The 18,105-nt window shown below is 39.0% G+C and carries 17 protein-coding genes; 4 read left to right on the top strand and 13 right to left on the bottom strand.

What is annotated here, in order from left to right:
- Positions 1 to 125 precede the first annotated feature (125 nt).
- A complete protein-coding gene (locus tag AAEZ06_RS05305; RefSeq protein WP_350613214.1) occupies positions 126 to 758 on the top strand; it encodes a hypothetical protein in 633 nt (210 codons plus the stop codon).
- A 328-nt stretch (positions 759 to 1,086) separates the two neighbouring features.
- Here the strand turns inward: AAEZ06_RS05305 and AAEZ06_RS05310 are convergent, their stop codons facing one another.
- The 5 genes from AAEZ06_RS05310 to AAEZ06_RS05330 form a co-directional block, all read right to left on the bottom strand.
- Positions 1,087 to 1,821 carry a hypothetical protein gene (locus AAEZ06_RS05310; RefSeq protein WP_350613216.1) on the bottom strand — a complete coding sequence of 245 codons (735 nt, stop codon included), beginning with the start codon at positions 1,819 to 1,821 and terminating at the stop codon, positions 1,087 to 1,089.
- 360 nt (positions 1,822 to 2,181) lie between these two features.
- Complete coding sequence (locus tag AAEZ06_RS05315; protein WP_350613218.1) at positions 2,182 to 3,246, bottom strand: hypothetical protein; 1,065 nt, start codon at positions 3,244 to 3,246, stop codon at positions 2,182 to 2,184.
- A 222-nt stretch (positions 3,247 to 3,468) separates the two neighbouring features.
- Entirely contained in the window at positions 3,469 to 3,840 is a 372-nt protein-coding gene (locus tag AAEZ06_RS05320; RefSeq protein ID WP_350613220.1) for a DUF3768 domain-containing protein, read from the bottom strand.
- Positions 3,841 to 3,934: 94 nt separating this feature from the next.
- Positions 3,935 to 4,666, bottom strand: coding sequence for a hypothetical protein (locus AAEZ06_RS05325; protein WP_350613222.1), 732 nt, complete (start codon positions 4,664 to 4,666; stop codon positions 3,935 to 3,937).
- 88 nt (positions 4,667 to 4,754) lie between these two features.
- A complete protein-coding gene (locus tag AAEZ06_RS05330) occupies positions 4,755 to 4,946 on the bottom strand; it encodes a hypothetical protein (protein WP_350613224.1) in 192 nt (63 codons plus the stop codon).
- Between the two features lie 142 nt (positions 4,947 to 5,088).
- Between AAEZ06_RS05330 and AAEZ06_RS05335 the strand changes: the two genes are divergently transcribed.
- The 3 genes from AAEZ06_RS05335 to AAEZ06_RS05345 all read left to right on the top strand — a co-directional run bounded on the left by AAEZ06_RS05335 (position 5,089) and on the right by AAEZ06_RS05345 (position 10,093).
- Complete coding sequence (locus AAEZ06_RS05335) at positions 5,089 to 6,441, top strand: deoxyguanosinetriphosphate triphosphohydrolase (protein ID WP_350613226.1); 1,353 nt, start codon at positions 5,089 to 5,091, stop codon at positions 6,439 to 6,441.
- A gap of 223 nt (positions 6,442 to 6,664) precedes the next feature.
- Positions 6,665 to 9,403, top strand: a complete 2,739-nt coding sequence (locus AAEZ06_RS05340; RefSeq protein ID WP_350613228.1) for a hypothetical protein — start codon at positions 6,665 to 6,667, stop codon at positions 9,401 to 9,403.
- Between the two features lie 15 nt (positions 9,404 to 9,418).
- Complete coding sequence (locus tag AAEZ06_RS05345; RefSeq protein ID WP_350613230.1) at positions 9,419 to 10,093, top strand: hypothetical protein; 675 nt, start codon at positions 9,419 to 9,421, stop codon at positions 10,091 to 10,093.
- 11 nt (positions 10,094 to 10,104) lie between these two features.
- Here the strand turns inward: AAEZ06_RS05345 and AAEZ06_RS05350 are convergent, their stop codons facing one another.
- The 8 genes from AAEZ06_RS05350 to AAEZ06_RS05385 form a co-directional block, all read right to left on the bottom strand.
- A complete protein-coding gene (locus AAEZ06_RS05350; protein WP_350613232.1) occupies positions 10,105 to 10,413 on the bottom strand; it encodes a hypothetical protein in 309 nt (102 codons plus the stop codon).
- A 34-nt stretch (positions 10,414 to 10,447) separates the two neighbouring features.
- A complete protein-coding gene (locus AAEZ06_RS05355) occupies positions 10,448 to 10,588 on the bottom strand; it encodes a hypothetical protein (RefSeq protein WP_350613234.1) in 141 nt (46 codons plus the stop codon).
- Between the two features lie 25 nt (positions 10,589 to 10,613).
- Positions 10,614 to 11,669 carry a hypothetical protein gene (locus tag AAEZ06_RS05360; RefSeq protein WP_350613236.1) on the bottom strand — a complete coding sequence of 352 codons (1,056 nt, stop codon included), beginning with the start codon at positions 11,667 to 11,669 and terminating at the stop codon, positions 10,614 to 10,616.
- Between the two features lie 81 nt (positions 11,670 to 11,750).
- On the bottom strand, positions 11,751 to 12,416 hold the full coding sequence (locus AAEZ06_RS05365) for a hypothetical protein (protein ID WP_350613238.1): 666 nt from the start codon (positions 12,414 to 12,416) through the stop codon (positions 11,751 to 11,753).
- Positions 12,417 to 12,541: 125 nt separating this feature from the next.
- Complete coding sequence (locus tag AAEZ06_RS05370; protein ID WP_350613240.1) at positions 12,542 to 13,447, bottom strand: hypothetical protein; 906 nt, start codon at positions 13,445 to 13,447, stop codon at positions 12,542 to 12,544.
- 192 nt (positions 13,448 to 13,639) lie between these two features.
- Positions 13,640 to 14,500 (bottom strand): hypothetical protein, encoded by an 861-nt coding sequence (locus tag AAEZ06_RS05375; RefSeq protein WP_350613242.1) that lies wholly within the window; start codon positions 14,498 to 14,500, stop codon positions 13,640 to 13,642.
- Positions 14,501 to 14,788: 288 nt separating this feature from the next.
- Positions 14,789 to 17,005: a hypothetical protein gene (locus AAEZ06_RS05380; RefSeq protein ID WP_350613244.1), complete on the bottom strand. Its 2,217-nt coding sequence runs from the start codon at positions 17,003 to 17,005 to the stop codon at positions 14,789 to 14,791.
- Positions 17,006 to 17,097: 92 nt separating this feature from the next.
- Positions 17,098 to 18,099: a hypothetical protein gene (locus AAEZ06_RS05385; protein WP_350613246.1), complete on the bottom strand. Its 1,002-nt coding sequence runs from the start codon at positions 18,097 to 18,099 to the stop codon at positions 17,098 to 17,100.
- Between the last annotated feature and the right edge of the window lie 6 nt (positions 18,100 to 18,105).

The following is an 18,105-nucleotide window of genomic DNA, read 5'->3' on the forward strand; positions in this document are numbered from 1 at the left end:
CATTTTATATTTTGATTATTTTTAAATATTATAACATATTTTAATGTTATTACAATTTAGACTTGAGTAATTATAATGCTGCGTTATAATTCAGATAAGTTAACAAATTATACGGATGTGATTAAATGAACATTGACAGAACAAAACCGCACAAATATTTCTATGGCGGAAAGATAGTTCATCAGGCTTTAAATAATAGATTGGATGAAATTTGCTGGCAGACGTTAAAGACCTATCCTTACATTCAAGATCTCAATGTCAATTCAGTTTATGATTATGTAGAAGAGCGTGGTTTGTTTCTATATGATTTTGGTAAGATGATTGATGCCTACGAGTCTGAGCATGGCACGCTGCCTTATAAGGTCGTCAAAGATAAAAAAGCACTTGGGCCGGTCAGCAATTTTTCTGTCTATAGAATTGAGGATTTAGATACAGTCTGGAACTATTTCAATGATGGTAGAACACCTATTTATTTGGAATTCGTGAGCCTGAAAGATTTTGTCAATGCTGTAAAAGGCAATGAGTCATTCATCAAGGTAAGAACACGATGGTATAAGAGGCTTGAACTGGTTGGAGTAAAAAAAGAACAAGATGTGAGAAAAAGAAAAAACAAATTGGCTGATGTGACATTAACCAGAATAAGCGATCAACTTAACTCAAATAAAAAGACGAAAGCCTTCTTTTACAGTCTGTCGGATTTGTTGGTGATTGCTGAGATCTACAAAAAAGCTGATGAGCGAAAGCAGGCTATCAATTGATAAGCATGACTGGACGTTTCTCAAATGCCCGCATAGACGGGTTTTTTTGTGCCTGACCATGTGGGTGGGTCGAGGCTGATGCCACCACCAGCGGGCTTGCTGGGTGCATCCTTCTATATATAGAAGAGACTGATAGGGTAGGGTGGTCGGCCATCCACCTGCAGGCTGTCGATCTACCCGGTACCGGGTGAACCGGCTAGGCCAGTCGTGTAGGCTGGTGGCCTGCTCGATCTCAATACTGGAACGTGGGTGGTGGTGAGAGAATGCGGCCTTTCTAGGTACGAAAAAAAGCCCCCGGTTAAGGAGGCTTCTTGTTTACTACCGTCTATTAGACAGTTTCAACCTTGGTGACTTTCGCACCTTTCACCTTGCCGTCTTTCAGGGCTTGAATGAAGACTGGCTTGGTCTTGGCGTTCTCGTCCTTCACGGCCTTGGCATGGTCTTCTGCGATGGCGAGGATTTCACTGTTCAAGCGACCTTTGCCAGCTTTGACCGTGTGGGCAACACCCTTGATTTCGAAGGTGATGGTTTCAGCCGGTGCCGAGGTGGTGGTAGTGGCAATGCTACCGTCTTTCGGAGCACGTTTGAATTTCAGGGTAGCGGTCTGACCTTTTTTCAGGAACTCGATTGCTACACCGTCCACCAGTGCTTGAATGTCCTTGGCGTAGGCCACCGCGATTTCAACGAAGCTCACACCTTCCAGCTTGGTGCGGATCTCGCTACCTTCGCCAGCCTGTTGGTTCATCAGGTTAGTGATAGCTTCCATGATGCCGAAACGCTTGGTCAGGTCTTTGGTTGCCAGCAATTCAGACTGCAGGGCACCGATCTCGGCGTCGTAGTCTTTCGGCTCCATCTTCTTGGCAACGTTATCGGTGAAGTCTTGCAGAAGGTTTACGAAATTGGTGTCGTAGAAACCTTGCTTAGCCAGATCAACAAAGTCGTTGATGCTTGGGTTTTCACTTTCCAGAACACCTTTAACAATGTTCAATTCGGTGTTGGAGGATACAGCGTTTTCGTTTTCTTCAACGTTGGTGTTGTCAGCGGCGTTGGTTGCAGTGTTCATATTTGTAACTCCAAGTATCGATCTAATTTTAGGTTTTATCCGGTAGGTAATGTCTTTTCCCTTTCCGTTGAAGCTATATTAGTGGGATTTTGATACTCCAGCAACCTTTATTTCGATCATTTATTAGTTTTTTCAACCTGAATCTTAATCGGATAGGCATTTGTTATTAATTTTCGATATCACAAAACCTTTTTCCGAATACGCCCGACATAATTTCTGTAACAAATGGCCTGAATTGCCCGATTTCCACCGAACCACTCACATTGATCACCCGCTCCTGAAAGGAACAACGTTCCAGTATCCGAAGGATTGCTTTTTGATAGACGTAAAAAAACACCCGGTTGGGTGTCTGGTTAGGTTTCATATCATCGCTGGGATAATAATTATCATGATATGAAAGGCAATAAAACCGCTAACTATCGACAAGAACCTTCCATATCTTCTGGTAAGATTTCTGCCGGTTAAGTGGTATTTCAGCTTTTCGGTAAGCGTTCTGGTCTTGGCTGGGTAAATCTTCGTGATGTTACCGAAGTGAAGCATTTCAAGCATTAGGAATCCACTATCAGAAAATTCAATGTCGTCTACATAAGCAGCTTCCTTGGTTTTACCCGCAAAAGAAATTTTACTGTGATGTTTTACCTCCGACCAAGCTCGGCTTGATGATTGACGGGTGAATATGCTGTATTCATCACCATTGAATTTAAGGTGGTGAAGTCCCTTGTTGGATTTGAAGTAGATGCCATAACTATATTCACCATTTCTTATAACATTTATGCATTCAATACCAAGAAGCTTGCACAAGTATTCTGGTTGATACATGTGGAATTTAGTAAGCTCGTAATCAGATGTGAAAGATAAAACCTGTTCTTCTTCTGTTTTGTTTTCGCTGGTCAAGACGATGTATGCAATTCTTTTTAGAAACTCTCGCTTTGGGTGGCTTCCATCATTACTATATTCAGCGTTGTCATCACCAATAAAGTTTTGTTCTTTTATTAGACACAAATAAGAAGCTAATGATTTACCAAGCGTCATTTTGTAGGTAGTGAGTAATAGTTTGAGATAGTCACCAAATGTGCTTGCTCCTTGGCTATCTTGTAGGTAGTGAATAAAGTTTTCGGTAGAAATTAGATTTCTTGATGAATCAAAAGGCCCCAAGATTTCCCTTTCTTCATTTTCAGTTAGCGTATAGGCATAAATACAAGATGCTATTGAGTAACCCTTAACGGGAATAGAGTTAAATCTGGGGAAATCTAAATCTTTAACCTTGTGTAACAAGTAAGGCTTGATTTCTTCTGCTATGTAGATGTATTGGTTGTCAGTGGATTGCTTTATAAAGGCGTATAGTTCGCCAGCTATTTTTTCGATTTCTGCATTTATTGCTTTACTAACCTTTTCTTCGTATGTCTTTGTGGTTAATTTTCCCATGGTATTAGATTTCGATTGTTATTAAATCCATTTTACCATATTAAATGATTAATACAATTAAGCAGGAAGTAAAAACACCCTTCCGGGTGTATTTAATTTTGGAGTATGAAGTTTTAAAAAGATACAATCATAGTGGGAATAGTGGCCCGCCTATAATTATAAAATAGCACGGCATTATTAATTGTCAAATGTATGGGCAAAATAAAACCCGCACTTGGCGGGTTAGTATTCTTCTGCAAGAGCTAATGTAAGCACTCGCTTGCATTTTTCATCTTTCATTTTGTCTTCATCTTCTGCACCAAACTCAAAGCTTTCATCGTAATAATCAATCTTGAAAAAATACCGCTCGCCTTCAAATTCAAAGAAAGCCATGTCGTGTTCGTTCCAAGGGTCGTTAGCATCGTCAAATCCCTTGTAGGTCATTGCAGTATCTAAAAGCCGGTAAAACTTCGGTATGTCGGTCTTGTAAAGGTGCTGGACGAGCGGGGTAGGTTGGAAGTGCCTTTGATTCTGTGTGGCTGTGATTTCAATGAGATTCTTACGAAAGTTATCATTCTTTTGCTGAATGATTGTTTTAACCTTTTCCCTGTCCATCGCACTTACTCAGTTGATTTAAAGTAAGTTAAATATAGCAGAATGCCTAAACTCCAGCAACTGATTATAAGGCTATAAATAGGTAATTATCCGCTTATCTCATTTCTTGCAATAAGCTGGTTTCAAGCATTGATAAAGACAATTTGAGTTGTTCGTTAGCAATCGTTAAATCAATTGATTTTTCTTTATCGAATGCAGCGATAACCACATTATTGACGACTACTTGCTGGTTTGCTTTGTCAGCATAGCTCAACTGTTCAGCAGTGTTTGCGGTCAGTGTCGATTGCGAAAGCAAAGCTGTAGTGTTCTGCAATTCCAGCTTGACTCTTTTCGGAGTGATAACCACTGGTTTTACTTCCTTTACCTTCTGAACTTCCGGTGTTATTGAATTATTCCCCTCACGCAAAAATTCAAAACACTTTGAAATCACGTATAAAGTAAGGTGTAGGGCAATAATAGGAGCCATCAGATAAAAACACATAGATGTGAGTTGACGTGTAGAAGGAACGAAAAACCACATAATAGCTATTAGTATCACTCCGCAGACGGTGAAGTTTCTGTAAAAAGACTCGTCATCACTGTCATCATCCGTAGTATTATTTTGCTTTGCATCGGCCAGATTTTTCTTTTCCCATCTTTCAAATTGTTCTTTTTGTGCCTGTTTATCTAAAAAATCAATTCTACGTTTTTCTTCGTTTACCCTTGTTTCTGCAGCACTCGCATAGGATTTATTGACGGCAGGGGATTCGCGTTTTGATACATCTATTGAACGTATTGGCTTAGAGTTCCTTTTAACGGTGTTTGAAGTGTTATTATTTCTTTTCATGATGTATTTATGAGTTCTTACATTCATCATACCATCTGCAAATCCAATTGCAATAGTTACTTAAAAAATAAAACACCATTAAAGGTGTTTAGTTTGTATTCTCGCTATTTGATTTGCTGTCTCTTTGTTCAATTTGTTGTTTATTTTTTGCCATCCCGGTTTTATATTTCTTATAAATATGATCTATAACTTCATCGGAAAATTCGTATGGGCTGTTCTCAATGATTTCTTGCGGATTTCCTGCTTGGGTTTTGATTGCTTCTTTATTGTCGTTTTCCATAATAATAAATATTGTTAATTAATCTAATTGTAGCATATATATGGTTTAATTCAAATGCACTTAATATTGCTTATCCATTTGTTGATAAAAAGCTGTTGATTGGCTATATTGTGTATAGGGTTTATGTTCATCAGGATTGACAATGGAAAGCATGAGCTGGAATAAGTTGCTAAACAATACTCGCCTTGGAGGTCGTCCTCCAAAATCGGAGATTGGCCGTTCACCGTTCCATTCCGACCACGATAAAGTCATTTTCTCTGGTGCTTTCCGGCGTCTTGCACGCAAGACACAAGTTCACCCCTTGGCTACCAATGATCACGTTCATAACCGCCTGACGCATAGCTTGGAGGTCGCTTGTGTGGGTCGCACGCTGGGTGTCCGTGTCGGTCAAGAGCTACTGAATCAACGTCTGATACCTGAGCAACATTCAGCGGCTGACATTGGCGATATTGTCCAGACGGCGTGCCTTGCACACGACATAGGCAACCCACCGTTCGGCCATACTGGTGAAGAAGCTATACGTCACTGGTTCTCTACCGATGGTGGGGCACGTCTTATAGAGCAATTGCCTTTCTATGAGGCCACTGACTTACGCCAGTTTGAAGGGAATGCCCAAGGGTTTAGAGTTTTGACCACTTCGGAATATCACCCTAATGAGGGTGGTATGCGATTGACCTATGCGTCATTAGCTGCATTTATAAAGTATCCGTGGTTAGCGGGTGATGCACTTAATAAGCAAAGACCTATTCAAAACAAATTCGGTGTTTATGTTTCTGAATTGAGTTTGTTTGAAGAAGTAGCAAAAGCTTCTGGATTGTTAAAGCTCGGTGAAGGCTGGTGGTGTCGTCATCCTTTGGCCCATTTGATGGAAATATCTGACGATTTTTGTTATGCCATTCTCGATCTAGAAGACGGCGTAGAAATGGGTATCTTGGAATGGGATAAGGTATTTGAAATCTTATGCCTTGTCTTGGGTGATGACCAGAAGAATCAATTACTGAAAGAAATTGAAGGCATGAAGGTCGGTCGTAGACTTTCAATGGTTCGGGGTAAAGTCATTTCTGCCTTTGTAGATGCCGGTGTGGCTGCGTTCATGAATAACCATGATGCGATTATGTCCGGTAGGGTTAATGGTTTGCTCGATCTCTGTGATAGCAACGTGCGGGCCTGTGTGAGTGCTGCAAAAGGTTTGGCCCGTGATGAGATCTTTCAACACCCTCGCAAGGTTGAATTAGAAATTGGTGCATATAGCACGGTTTCCACGCTCCTGAATGTGAGTTGTGCTGCAGCTCTGGATTACGTCAAGAAAGGTTCGGCGGATGATTCCAAAACGAAAAGGGTGGTTGACCTATTGGGACTGGACTTAAGCAGCATCGATCACCAATCTGGCGTAACAAAAGAATATGCCATTATTCGACAAGTGCTTGATTATGTCAGCGGCATGACCGATAACTATGCTATTCATCTGGCAAGGCAGTTTAACGGTTTGGGTTAAATGACTTATCAGTAGACGCAAAAAAACCCCTATCCGTGGGGGTTTTAAGCAAGAACTTTATATGAAATCAACATCCGCATAAAAAGAGTATTACAACACATCCTTGTTATAATTATAATAACCTATTATAAAGTTAAGTCAATGATGATTATAAAATAAAGTTGCTCTCTTGATATAGTATTATAATGTTGTATAATAATATAAGATAACAATGTATATTATTATGAGCACACAACCATTACCAAATGATTATGATTTTGAAGCGACTTCTCAGGTCGATGAGTCATTAGAAACTAATGCGAATGAAGTAGAGCTAGAAAGACAAAACGATGTATTGCCTGTGACTGTTGATCCAGTGACAGAAGAAATCGTAATTACGGACGGTGATACAGAATACAGAATTACGGATAAAGAAGTAGAAGACGCCCTTGAATCCAATCTTGAAGAACCATCTGCTACCAGCTATGAAGACAATGCTTTTATCGGTTCTGAATTCGATTTGATAGAGCAAGAACAACGTAGAAAGATTGCAGAAGAAAAAGCGATTAATGCTCAAAGTGCTTTGGGTAAGTCATTGCAAGCTGAGCACGATGAAATGTTGAACGTCCATAACAAATTCATCAGTAAGAGAGATCACGCCGATTATCTATTCTGGCAAGAAGTTAAGAGAAAAGGCCAGATAGTCAGAAAAGATTTCAAAATGGGTGAAGAGGTTGCAGACGCTGCAAAAGCGGCTGGATTGGATTACAAAGAATCTGTCTTACCTTTCAACAAAAGTTTCAAAGCGACTGATTCAACAGGGAAGGTAGCAATCAATTATTCTGGTTCAAAAGCAACGTTCCACAATGATTACGCATTAGATCCAGCTACTATCAAGGCGGGTTGCCTTGCTGTTAAAAAGTCTGGGTTGAAAAAGCCTTGCATCTTCGCACCGTCACATATGAATGCTCAACAAAAAACAGAATTTTACTCATTATGTTTCGAGAATCTATTATTGGCTGGATATGAACCAACTAAAATCAAATTTGATAATCCAGCTTTTGAAGCAAAAATTAGAGAAAAATACGCTGGTTTCAAAGCTCATGGCGGTATTGGTGATGCTGATTCAGTAGAAATGACCGATGGTTTGACTGGTGGTAAGGGATTAAATATCAAGCCAGAAGCCACGGCTGATGAAAAGAAAATGACTGATGCGGCTTATGCATTGTTCCAAGCGGCTGATGCTGCTTCAAACAGAATCAAAGCTAATACAGCATGGAGTCAATTCAGACTTGGCGTTGAGACAATTGATAAAAACGCCGTGAAGCAAATTAATAACGTTGCTAATGGAAAAGAAACGGCTGATATTGAATTTCTTAAAAAGTTTAGGGAAGATAAATCCATCGTTGAATCATTCAAGAAGCTCTCGAAAGAACTTGATAATTTCAAAGAAGTTTACGGTTCTGGTGAGAATGCACCAGAAAAATACAAAGATACTTTTAGAGCGGTTGAAATGTTGCAAAAGTATGGTTTCAATCCAGACAGCAAAAACAAGACGTTCGATTTCTGGAACGGCGGTGATGCTGCAACTGAAACGTTGAAAAAGATGTCTGCTGGTTTGAAAGGTGTTACTGCATTGATTAATGAGCAAAACAACTACAATTTCGCAACGTTAGACAAAAACGACATGTCTGATATTAAAAGAAGAAGTGGCGTAATGGCAAAGTTCAAAGCCCAAATTGAACAAGGTGATGCGTCTTCTGCTTCTAATTATTCCAATGTTGTTAAAGGCAGTGAGCTTAACGCTGTATCAAACAAGAACAGCACCAGTTCTAAAATGTTCCCTGATACTGCGAATGTGTATAAATTCAATATGAGCGGGGAGGGCGTAGACCTTTATTTCTATGCTGGTAAAAATGGTATGGAAATGATTGCAGGTTCTGGTAACAAATACAGCAAGCCGCAACGTGCTAACGTTTCAGCTAATGAACTTGTTCAAATGCTCAAGATGACAGAGGGTAACACTCATAAAACTGACGTTAAAGAAGAGGTTAAGCAAGACGCCAATCCAGTGCCGAAAGATGATGTGATTGATGAGCTTCAAAAAGAGTTCATGACGCCAGATGAGCTTAAAGACTTGGCGAATGGTAAGAAGCCAGACGTGGCTAAGGAGGCTCCACAAGCCGATTCTGAGCACGTTCCAGTGATAGACAAGTTCACCATTCAAAGCGGTATGAAAACCTTTGATATGGAATTTAAGGACGGTATAGCAAACCATGCTGGTGTGGCGTATGTGCTTAAAAAATATGCGGGTGATGTGGATAAAACTGTTGAAGGCATTCTTGAAAAGAACGAGAAGGTTTTAGCCATTAAGGTGCTTAACACATTGCCAATGGATGCTTCATGTTTGATTGAAGCTGATGTAGCGTATGAGACAAGAGAAAAGCCAGTCTTAGTGGATAACATGTATTGCATACCGGGTGTTACAGGTCACTTGATTTATGAGTTGAGAAATCATGATGGTAAAAACAAGCATACCTTGGGAGAAAGAATGGAACTAGCCGCTGAGGCTGCTGGTATCACTGTTGATAAAGTCAACGGTGTGTTCATGACCGATGTTCATTCATACTCATTGAACGAAATTAAAATGAGTGAAGTTGAAGATATAGATTACAGCAATAAGCAAGGTTATTACACTTTGAAAGATCTTCAAAAGGAACTTAGAAGAGAACCTAAGAAAGTTGTGGGTATCAATCAAGATGTAGATGTGGCTGAAACCGCTAAAAACGCTCCTGCTACCAAAGGTGCGGACTTTGTTGATACAGATCCAACTGATAATGTTGAAGGTATGAAAGGGCAAGCTCCAAAGTCATTCAAAGCAGAAGATGCGGCTGATTATGTGGCTGACGATGATTTAGAAATTGATGGGCCAGATGATTCATCAGGAACTGGCCCGAAAAGAAGAAAACCAAAATATAAATAACTACGGATAAATATAATGAGCATAAACTATAGCGGTACACGTTTTGAAACCCCGAACTCTGATGCGGATATTGAAAAATATCTGTTGAAGACGTTTAGATTTACAAAGAGAAAAGACGACGATGACGGTTATGATATTTATCCAGATGAAGAAATACATTCAACATTCATTGCTCATTCCCCTTATCAAATGGCGATTGAAAATTTTAAATATTCGATTGACAGAATCGTTAGGTCTTATGAGTCGAAGGGTATCAAACTTACCTCAGAACAGAATGAGCTGGTGGTTAATGGATTGCTGTCAAGTTATAAAAATTACTCTCTTGCGGAAGAAGATAGAGAGACGTATACAGCATTCATTATGGATGCAGTCTTAAAATCCTACGGTGACGATGATATATTTGATCCAGATAATAAGCTAACCGGGTTTTCTCCTGATTTCTCTAAAACGAAAACAGTCATTGATTACTTAAAGCAGTCTGGTAAATTTAACGGCCCATACGGAAAGCTAAAAACGATGACGAAAGCCGCTTCAATCGCTAACGACTTGCACGACGCTACATCAATTGCTTACAAATCATTATGTCTTGAATTGAAACAAATTGATTTTAGAAATACGGTCAAAAGAGTGAGTAGTCAAGATCACCATGAAGAGCTTCGTGAAGCCGTGGTAGAGTATTTAGGGAAGTAAAAGAAAAGACCTTATAGGTCTTTTTGGTTGCTGTAACTGAGGTATTCGACATCAAGTTCTATCTTTTCTTTCTCGATTGATTTAAGTTCAGCTTTCAATTCGATTTCTCTTTTTATTAACGCGGTTCTTCTATTGAATATTGCGTAAAGCTTGTTATAGCTTTTTAAATTATTAATCAGTTCTGCAACCTGCTCTTCGGAGTCTAAGCCCAGTAAAATTTGCTCTTCAAATATTTGTTCAATGGTTTGGTCTGGATATATTTCTAAGATTTCACTATCAGAAATCTCAAATGGATTATCATTTTCATCGTCATAACTCATGGTCTACTCGTTCGTTAATTTGGTGTAAAGAGGGTTATTCCCCCTCATTCACATTTTCAGCTAAGTCTACTTCTTCTTCATCGTCTTCCTTCCAGCATCCTTTGCTTTTTAATATCTCTATCATTTTCGCCATTTCTTCAGGTGGAATACGTGTGTTTTGACTTTCTTGTTGCATAGTATCTCCTACATTGTTAATTAGTTTAGATGTCGTCTGGTAAATCATCCAACATCGCTTGTTCATCTTCATCAGCGTCAACAGCATCAACCACTTCTGTTGATACGGCTACCGTGGCTAGAAAGGCTTCTGCCTTGCTCATCACTGGTTCTGGCTTGGCAACTGGTGCAGGTGCCGGGGTAGGTTTCGCCTGTGCTACGGGTGTAGCAGGTGGTGTGGGTTTGGCCGGTGCTGCTGGCTTTGCCTGCTCGATCTTGGCTGTCTTCTCTACCACTGGTGCTATGGGTTCTGGATCTGCTTTGGTGTCGCTGGACGCCTCTACAATGATTGCAGCATCACCTAATTTGACCTTGCCACTCTTGATGAATGGAATGAGATCTTTAAGACTTATTCTTATATCTATCGCTGAGTCAATGCTATAAATACTTAAATAGTCTTCAGCTAGCGTAGTGTAAATTTTACTGAATGATCCATTTAGTATGTATAGGTGCTCGTCATTTATGAGCGATATTTTTTCATCAGGCTTGTCTTTGTTAGCCCCAAGCGTCGAAATAGTTTCGCTAATCACCTTCTTTTCACTATCTTTTAGTGTGCGTGTAGACTTAATAAATCTAGATTTTTTAGCTGTGTCGAATTCATTGCGGTAAGCAAAGCTGGACTTTGGAAAAAACACAAAGGTTTTGAAATGTTCTGTGTAAACGGATTTATCAGATGCTATTTCTTCCGGTGTCGCTTCTCTGTATTTCTTATTATTAATACTCATCACAGATGATAAGTAGGTCAAAATATCGTCCTTGTGTTCTTCTTGGATCTTTAAAGCTGAGTCGTCCTGTTCTTCTGTTGTGAAGAAAATTTTATCAAGCTTATCTTTGACATTCTTTGTTGTTGGGCCTACTGGCATGTAGTAACTGAAAAGTCTTAGAGAGAATATGTCTTTGAGGTTGTATAATGAAGCGATAAGCTCTTTCTTTACAGGGTCGGCTTCGTAGGTTGTCTTTAATTTCCATAGCTCCGATCCAAAGCTTTTAATCATGCTGTCCATGCCAAGTAAGTCTTGTTTCGTTAATTCCTTAATCGCCATTTTGTTTCCGGTGGTTGTTTTTAATATTATAACACATTATTATACTTTGTAAATTGAGCTAATTAAAAAAGCCGCTAGGGCTTAGTTAATCTTTTGCTTAAATTTTTGAGGTTTTTGTGTGTCAGGCTTTATAGGTTCAATAGCTAATGATATTTGCTTTTCAAATGTCGTTTGAATGCTGGAAAGCTCTTTCAGCTCTTGACTGTATTTTCTGTGAAAGTCGTCATTCAGATTCTTCGCATAATCAACGAAAACGTTACTAATCTCTGTTCGCACATGGTTCATAATGTCGTGCTTATAGGTAGGGTCTTTTTCCATTGTTCCTTCAATAATGTCCTTTCTGGCTTTCTCAATGACCGTAGGAGACATGAGCGTCACTGAAAGATTGCTCACTAGCCCAGCACGCTCCTTGGTGCTCATCGCGTTGAAATCACCAAAGCCCTGATCAATGGATTCCATGATGTGTTCTTGTATCTCTTGTGCTCTACCGGCGTGCAATCTGTTTTCCGCCGTTGGATCGGCATAAGCCTTGATCGCTATCTCATCAACAAGATTGTTAATGTTTTGAACGTGTATGTCGTAAAATAGATCAACGACATCAGCGATAATGAGATTGTGGTAAGCGGTGATGCTGATATTGCTTTCAAAATCGTGCTTATTAGCTTGTCTTTCATCAGTAAATACTGATTTATTGGTAGAAATAAACTCATCTCTAATGTCATTAATTTCCTTGAATTGATTGTTCATTGTTACACCTGTATTATCATTAACTTTAATTAAGTTATAACATATTATAATAAAATATCAAGGAAGGTAATTTTTCATGGGCACAAAAAAACCGCCTGAGCGGTTTGTTGTATTCTTGTAAAAAATCACTTGGCATTTCCTTTGGATTTAGGTGCGGTCGCTTTTGAGAAAGCAGTTGCTAGATTCTCAAAGTATTGTGTTTTCTTCGCGTGTAAATCATCGAAAAAGACGTGTGTCTTGTGATAACCATCTGGGCAGTCTTTACTCTGCTTATTGGTCATATAAATCCCCAATAAATAGTCTATGTACTCTGAACTCATTTTCGACTCATAATTACCTTTTTCTCCATAGATTGCGTGTTGAGAGCATACCACTGAAAGCTTAGTGTCAAGCTCAGTCAACGATACCGCTGTTGCCTTTATTTCTTCATTGTATTTAATGAGAGAAATTGCTTCAGAGATAATTTTATCACTAAATGCTTTTATAGCTAATTCTCTTTTGGATAACCTATCCTCATCACATGCAATCTTGTCTAACGCCAAATGAGTGAAGCCAAATCGATTTAAATTTATTTCACCGTGTATTATCTTCTCTCCTACATACTGAGTGTTTTTTGCAAAAATTGCTTTTGCATCTGTTCCGGTGATGAATTTGTCGGTTAGCTGTGCTCGCACCTTATCAATTTCATACTCTAATAGAGCCGTTCTGGCGATATGTCCGGTGTGGTGTTCCTTGTAGGTAATGCTGTCTATCAGATCTTTTCTGCGGAGGTTTATCAAGTCCAGAACAGCTTGTTTTGATTCTCTAAGCATTCTGTAACTGTTCTTCATTTGATTTCTGAGGATAATATCAAGGATTAACTTCTGATATTTTATCAAATCTTCAGAAGAAGGGCCTGATTCCTTCGTTACTTCAGGAGGTAGCTCTTTGACGGGCTTTTTTTTGGTCCTAAAAAAACCAATTGCTGATTCTAAATATACTTTTGCGATTTCAGTTAATTGCTCGACGCTTTTAATTTTATCTACATTCATGGAATACCCTATTGTTTTATTTATTATAGCATATTAAAGTATTATTTCAAATTGACTATTGACATATTGTTCTCAAATGATAATATGAATTTACAAGGTTTTATTCGGCTTTGTGATTGGGCATAGTGTTTATGGTTGTTGTTTATGTAGAATTACCACTTTTATAAGTGGTTTTTTTACGTCTGTGATTTGTCAAATCTCCATCATTTTAAGTAGTAAAAACCCTTCTGCAGTGGCTGGCACGTCGAATTCTTCAAGGGTTAAATCTTGCGTAAATAAATACGTCTCAGTGTCTACAATTGTATGGCCTCCGTCAATGTTGAAGTCGAAATCATCTTGGTCTGAGTAGTTTAATCTTATGATTCTGTCTTCAAGCAGGACAAGAAAAGTAAGCACGCTATATCCACCTTCACATGTATACCGTCTTGAATAGACGTTGCATTGATTTTTTATCTCTGTTTTTTGAAACTCATAACCAAGCTTGGGGATTAGTGAATCACGCCCGCTCCAAAGGTCTGGTTGTCCAACAATAAATAGCTTTGCAGTGCCTTCTATGTTTTGATCGAAGTAGAATTCCTGCATAGGGCTTCGCGTAAATTCTAAATGTCTTTTGTAGAGTAACGCCCTAAAATATTCGAAATTTTCCAGAAGGTCGGTTATGTCTGGGTTTTGTAATCCTAATATCTCGTAACGGTCATCTTCAAGAAGCCTTTTGATGTGCATGATAATAGGGTTAGTGCCGTAGTTGTTGAAGGCTGCGGCTCTATTGTCTAACTCGCTTTCAAAGTAAGTGGAATCGTATTCGCTTTCTTTGTCTTCTTGATGAGTTGTTATGTGGTAAAGCTTTTTGTGTTTTAGGATAGATGTGCTGTGATAGATTGAGTTTCCATCTTCATTCTTTAATCCGGCTTTGCCTTCTCGCACTCTTTTTGAGAAAGGTTCAAGAAGTATAGCCATTCCTTGACTTAAGAAGACTTCGTTAATTCGCTTGTTGCTGTCTATAATGAATGCAAACTCAATGAGTTCTCTTTCTAATTCTGGCGGTATAGTCATATTTGATATTTAAGTTGTTATTACAATTATAACATATAGTAAGAATAACTCAAATCAAGAGCTATTCTGGTAAAAGTCCAAAGCTTGCTTTAAAAAGGTATCGTTCAAACGTGCAAGATATGAGCTTGTATGACGCTCATAGCCAGTAGGAGAGGGGATAGCTACCCATTGATGGTTAGTGATGGTTAATCGCTATAAAACAGGCTTGTAGCTCGATCTGGTTAGGTGACAACCATCGGTGGGTAGCGGTGGTTGCTGCAGGCAACAAAAAAGCCCTTGTTGGGCTTCTTATATTTTCATCTTGTTTCTTGATTTAGCTTTGGGTGTCTCTGGTTCTGGTTCAGGCTCTACACCTTCAACCATCTGCAAAGCTCGCTCGAGCGTCGTATCAAGGTCGTAGACTCTGGTGTCATGGTTTTCACTGAGGTCTTCCATAACAGCCAGTAGCAACGGTGTAGGGCGGGTTGTGCAGTGATCCTCATAGTGATTCAAGAGATCCACGAACTCAACGCCATCATACTCTTGGTTGCTTTTAACAAAGGCATGTCCAGCCATATCATCAAGAAATTCTGCCAATGCTGGTGGTGCTATGATGACATCCCCAGTGTAGCGGTCTGCAATAAACTCGCTGAGCTTTTCCAAATGATGATTCATTTCTTCGATGATGTCGTTTTTCAGCTCAATGTGTTTTTCAACGACTGGTGTAGATACAGAGCTTTCGTAGTTGGTTGCTATTTCAAAGTCTCCTCTAAACTGCCAGCTCATCATTTCAAAGAGGTTTGATGTGTTTTCAAGTGTTACGCCCTGAAATACAAACTCTTGATCTGGCTGTGTAATTGTTCCGTCCATGCAATTAACAAGCTTGCCATCGATTTGAACTAAAAGATCAAGTCCTGATTCGTTACAGAAGAATTTAATATTCTGCTCGTCCATTATTTCAAGCATTACGTTATTTACATTTTTCCTCTCATTTAATTCGTTATTCCAATGAATCTCCGTGACCTTTGATGCAGCGAAGCCGTAGCCCTTTTCCATAAGCTCTATGGCTTCTTCCTGCAAATGTGCAAATGTCCTCTCATTGAACTTAATCGCTTCATTCAGCTCATTAATATATTCGACTATGTTTGAGGCATCTTTCGTTGGGTAATGGTCGTTTACGATTTCGTAAGCTGTTTTTCCAGCTATTAAGCCGGTTGCTAACTCGGTGTGCTTAATGTGCTCAAATGTGCTGTTGTCGTTGATAATCTCATCTATGAAGGCTGCATAGTTGTTGACTCTAAATTTTGAAGATAGAGAATAAATCGCTTGTTCCTGTTCGTTGTCTTTCTGCATAACTTCTCCTTCTTGTTGAATTAGTAATGGTCTGGTAATAGTGCATTGCCCTACATACATCATTTCTGCAATCTGGAATGTATGCTCATCGTTGTTGAGATTGTCCAATTCCGCTATTGGTTCGTTTGGTCGATACATTTTAATTGAGCTGAAATCCTGTCTACCCACGGCAAACATTATGTTGTCAGAAGTTTGAAAAAACGACATCGCCAATGGTTCAATGTCCATTTTGTTCATTGTGTCGTTAGGTAGCATTCGGATCGCGTCTGTTTCAATTATTATGCATGTCGGTAGGTCTTTTGAATGCTTGTCTGACTTAAAAGAAAACAATTCTTCGACAGCAAAAAAGACATTATTGTCAGTTTCGGTGTTATAGACTTTCCTCAGCAAGCTTTCTAATTGAGCGGCTTTTTTCAATTTATGTTCTGTTATCTCGCCGGAATACAAGCCAGATACAGTGCCGATAGAAGCTTTATTGATAAGCCTATCCATCACCTTGTCAAAATCTTGAATCTCACTCGTTTCCTTTGGATAAGTTGATTTGAAAAAATCGTTCAAGCTGCAGTAACCAGTTCTTAACTCAAATACGGCATTCTTTTCAGCTACGGTTTTATTTACGTAAATGCTGTCTTGTGTTTGGTGATCTAGATTACTCTGCTCGTAGAATGTGATGAAGTGTTTAAGGTCTGGATTGGAGCTTTTGTTACTAAGATGAACAACAGATTGTCCAGTCGATTTATCCTGAACGATTGCTGCACAACCTTCTTCTGACGTTATCGCGATATAGCCTGTAAAATCTTCGTCGGCCATGATAGGTATGAGGACAACTGATGAATTCATTTTTAGAATGTCAGTCAGCCCATGTCGCGGATCAATATTGAGTCGCTTATCAATCTGGTAGGGAGAAGCAAAGGCAATAGATTTTTTGACCATGCTATCTCTGAGAACATTATTAAAATTATGTAACATAATGTCTTGTTTGCTTATACGCCTAATTAGTTCATATGCATCTGGATTAACAAGTTTCGTAGATCCTTCTGGAACAATGCCGGATGATTCCATTAAATCCAGTTGTTGCTGTGTAGGGCGTGAACTGTCTTCTAATGCTATGTAAAGTTCGACTAATTTATTTGTGAATTGATCATATTTAACTGAATTCAAAGTATTACTCATGGTTGCTTGTTATTATTATAATATATTATAAAGTTAAATCAATAGACTTTGCAAAAGCCCTAGGGCGGGCTTGTGTTGTTTATCACTATTACTTACCTTCCCGGTTTACGTATTTTTGTCTTTTTGAGTTGTGTTTCTGGAATATCTTCTCTGTGATTGAATTCAAACGTTTCATCACCGTATAGCTGCATATCAACCGCCTTAAGGACGTGTGGCCCTGCTGTATGCGGCTCGCCTCGTAAATCAAATTCTTCGCCAGCCTGTGCGACAGTGATACGGTGTTCATCAAAGGCGATGATGCATACGTTTCCATCGTTTTCAATAATGAGTTCATCTTCTAAAATGATGAAGCTTGATTCTGTTTTGCTGGTCAATAACTCAGTGATGAATTGTCGTTTTTCTTCGTCGTAATATTCGTCTATATCATACTCATCGTCCAAATGGACTGATGTTTCAATAGCATCTATTAGTTTGGTTATTTTGTAGTTTAAATAATCCTGTTTATTTTCAAACTGCGTTGCTTTGGAAGAATTAAAGTAATGTAGGTCTTCTTCAATGCTATTTTCAAGAAAATAAGGGTCATTGTCTTTATCGCTGTGGTCTATGGCGAAGTCTGCCAATTCGTAGAATAAGTTTGGTGATGCTATTGTGTAGTCTTCTACGTGCAATATCGTGTATGAATTATCACCGGCAATTATTTTAAGTTCACCATGATTCGATATGATTACCTCACCGCTCATGTAGTCGCCATGACATACACAAAATCTCGAATAGTGCTTTGCTTCATTTCCAACTTTCGCAAACCTATGGATCTCGTTACATTCCTTTAAGTCTGGGTCGAGCATTTTGTCGATTTCATAGGCTGAACAATTAGCAAAACTCGAGTCATCAAAGATATTAACAAGCCTTTCCATTACCAGCTTGTTAAAATCTGGCAATTTATTGCCGTGTTCATCAAATAATCTGCTTGTTTCGTAGTGTTCCTTGAACTGTTGTGAGGCCGCGATAGCGTCGTAATCGTTTGATTTTATCGCTAATGCTAATTCTTTGAATATCCCGAGTTCTATTAATGCTTCTGGTTTTAATGTTGTCATTGTTGT

The organism is Pseudomonas sp. HY7a-MNA-CIBAN-0227 (assembly GCF_040310325.1).
Classification (GTDB): Bacteria; Pseudomonadota; Gammaproteobacteria; order Pseudomonadales; family Pseudomonadaceae; genus Aquipseudomonas.

Coding starts and splice junctions, on each gene's coding strand:
- AAEZ06_RS05305 (WP_350613214.1), top strand. CDS start 126: ATGAACATTGACAGAACAAAACCGCACAAATATTTCTATGGCGGAAAG.
- AAEZ06_RS05310 (WP_350613216.1), bottom strand. CDS start 1,821: ATGAACACTGCAACCAACGCCGCTGACAACACCAACGTTGAAGAAAAC.
- AAEZ06_RS05315 (WP_350613218.1), bottom strand. CDS start 3,246: ATGGGAAAATTAACCACAAAGACATACGAAGAAAAGGTTAGTAAAGCA.
- AAEZ06_RS05320 (WP_350613220.1), bottom strand. CDS start 3,840: ATGGACAGGGAAAAGGTTAAAACAATCATTCAGCAAAAGAATGATAAC.
- AAEZ06_RS05325 (WP_350613222.1), bottom strand. CDS start 4,666: ATGAAAAGAAATAATAACACTTCAAACACCGTTAAAAGGAACTCTAAG.
- AAEZ06_RS05330 (WP_350613224.1), bottom strand. CDS start 4,946: ATGGAAAACGACAATAAAGAAGCAATCAAAACCCAAGCAGGAAATCCG.
- AAEZ06_RS05335 (WP_350613226.1), top strand. CDS start 5,089: ATGGAAAGCATGAGCTGGAATAAGTTGCTAAACAATACTCGCCTTGGA.
- AAEZ06_RS05340 (WP_350613228.1), top strand. CDS start 6,665: ATGAGCACACAACCATTACCAAATGATTATGATTTTGAAGCGACTTCT.
- AAEZ06_RS05345 (WP_350613230.1), top strand. CDS start 9,419: ATGAGCATAAACTATAGCGGTACACGTTTTGAAACCCCGAACTCTGAT.
- AAEZ06_RS05350 (WP_350613232.1), bottom strand. CDS start 10,413: ATGAGTTATGACGATGAAAATGATAATCCATTTGAGATTTCTGATAGT.
- AAEZ06_RS05355 (WP_350613234.1), bottom strand. CDS start 10,588: ATGCAACAAGAAAGTCAAAACACACGTATTCCACCTGAAGAAATGGCG.
- AAEZ06_RS05360 (WP_350613236.1), bottom strand. CDS start 11,669: ATGGCGATTAAGGAATTAACGAAACAAGACTTACTTGGCATGGACAGC.
- AAEZ06_RS05365 (WP_350613238.1), bottom strand. CDS start 12,416: ATGAACAATCAATTCAAGGAAATTAATGACATTAGAGATGAGTTTATT.
- AAEZ06_RS05370 (WP_350613240.1), bottom strand. CDS start 13,447: ATGAATGTAGATAAAATTAAAAGCGTCGAGCAATTAACTGAAATCGCA.
- AAEZ06_RS05375 (WP_350613242.1), bottom strand. CDS start 14,500: ATGACTATACCGCCAGAATTAGAAAGAGAACTCATTGAGTTTGCATTC.
- AAEZ06_RS05380 (WP_350613244.1), bottom strand. CDS start 17,005: ATGAGTAATACTTTGAATTCAGTTAAATATGATCAATTCACAAATAAA.
- AAEZ06_RS05385 (WP_350613246.1), bottom strand. CDS start 18,099: ATGACAACATTAAAACCAGAAGCATTAATAGAACTCGGGATATTCAAA.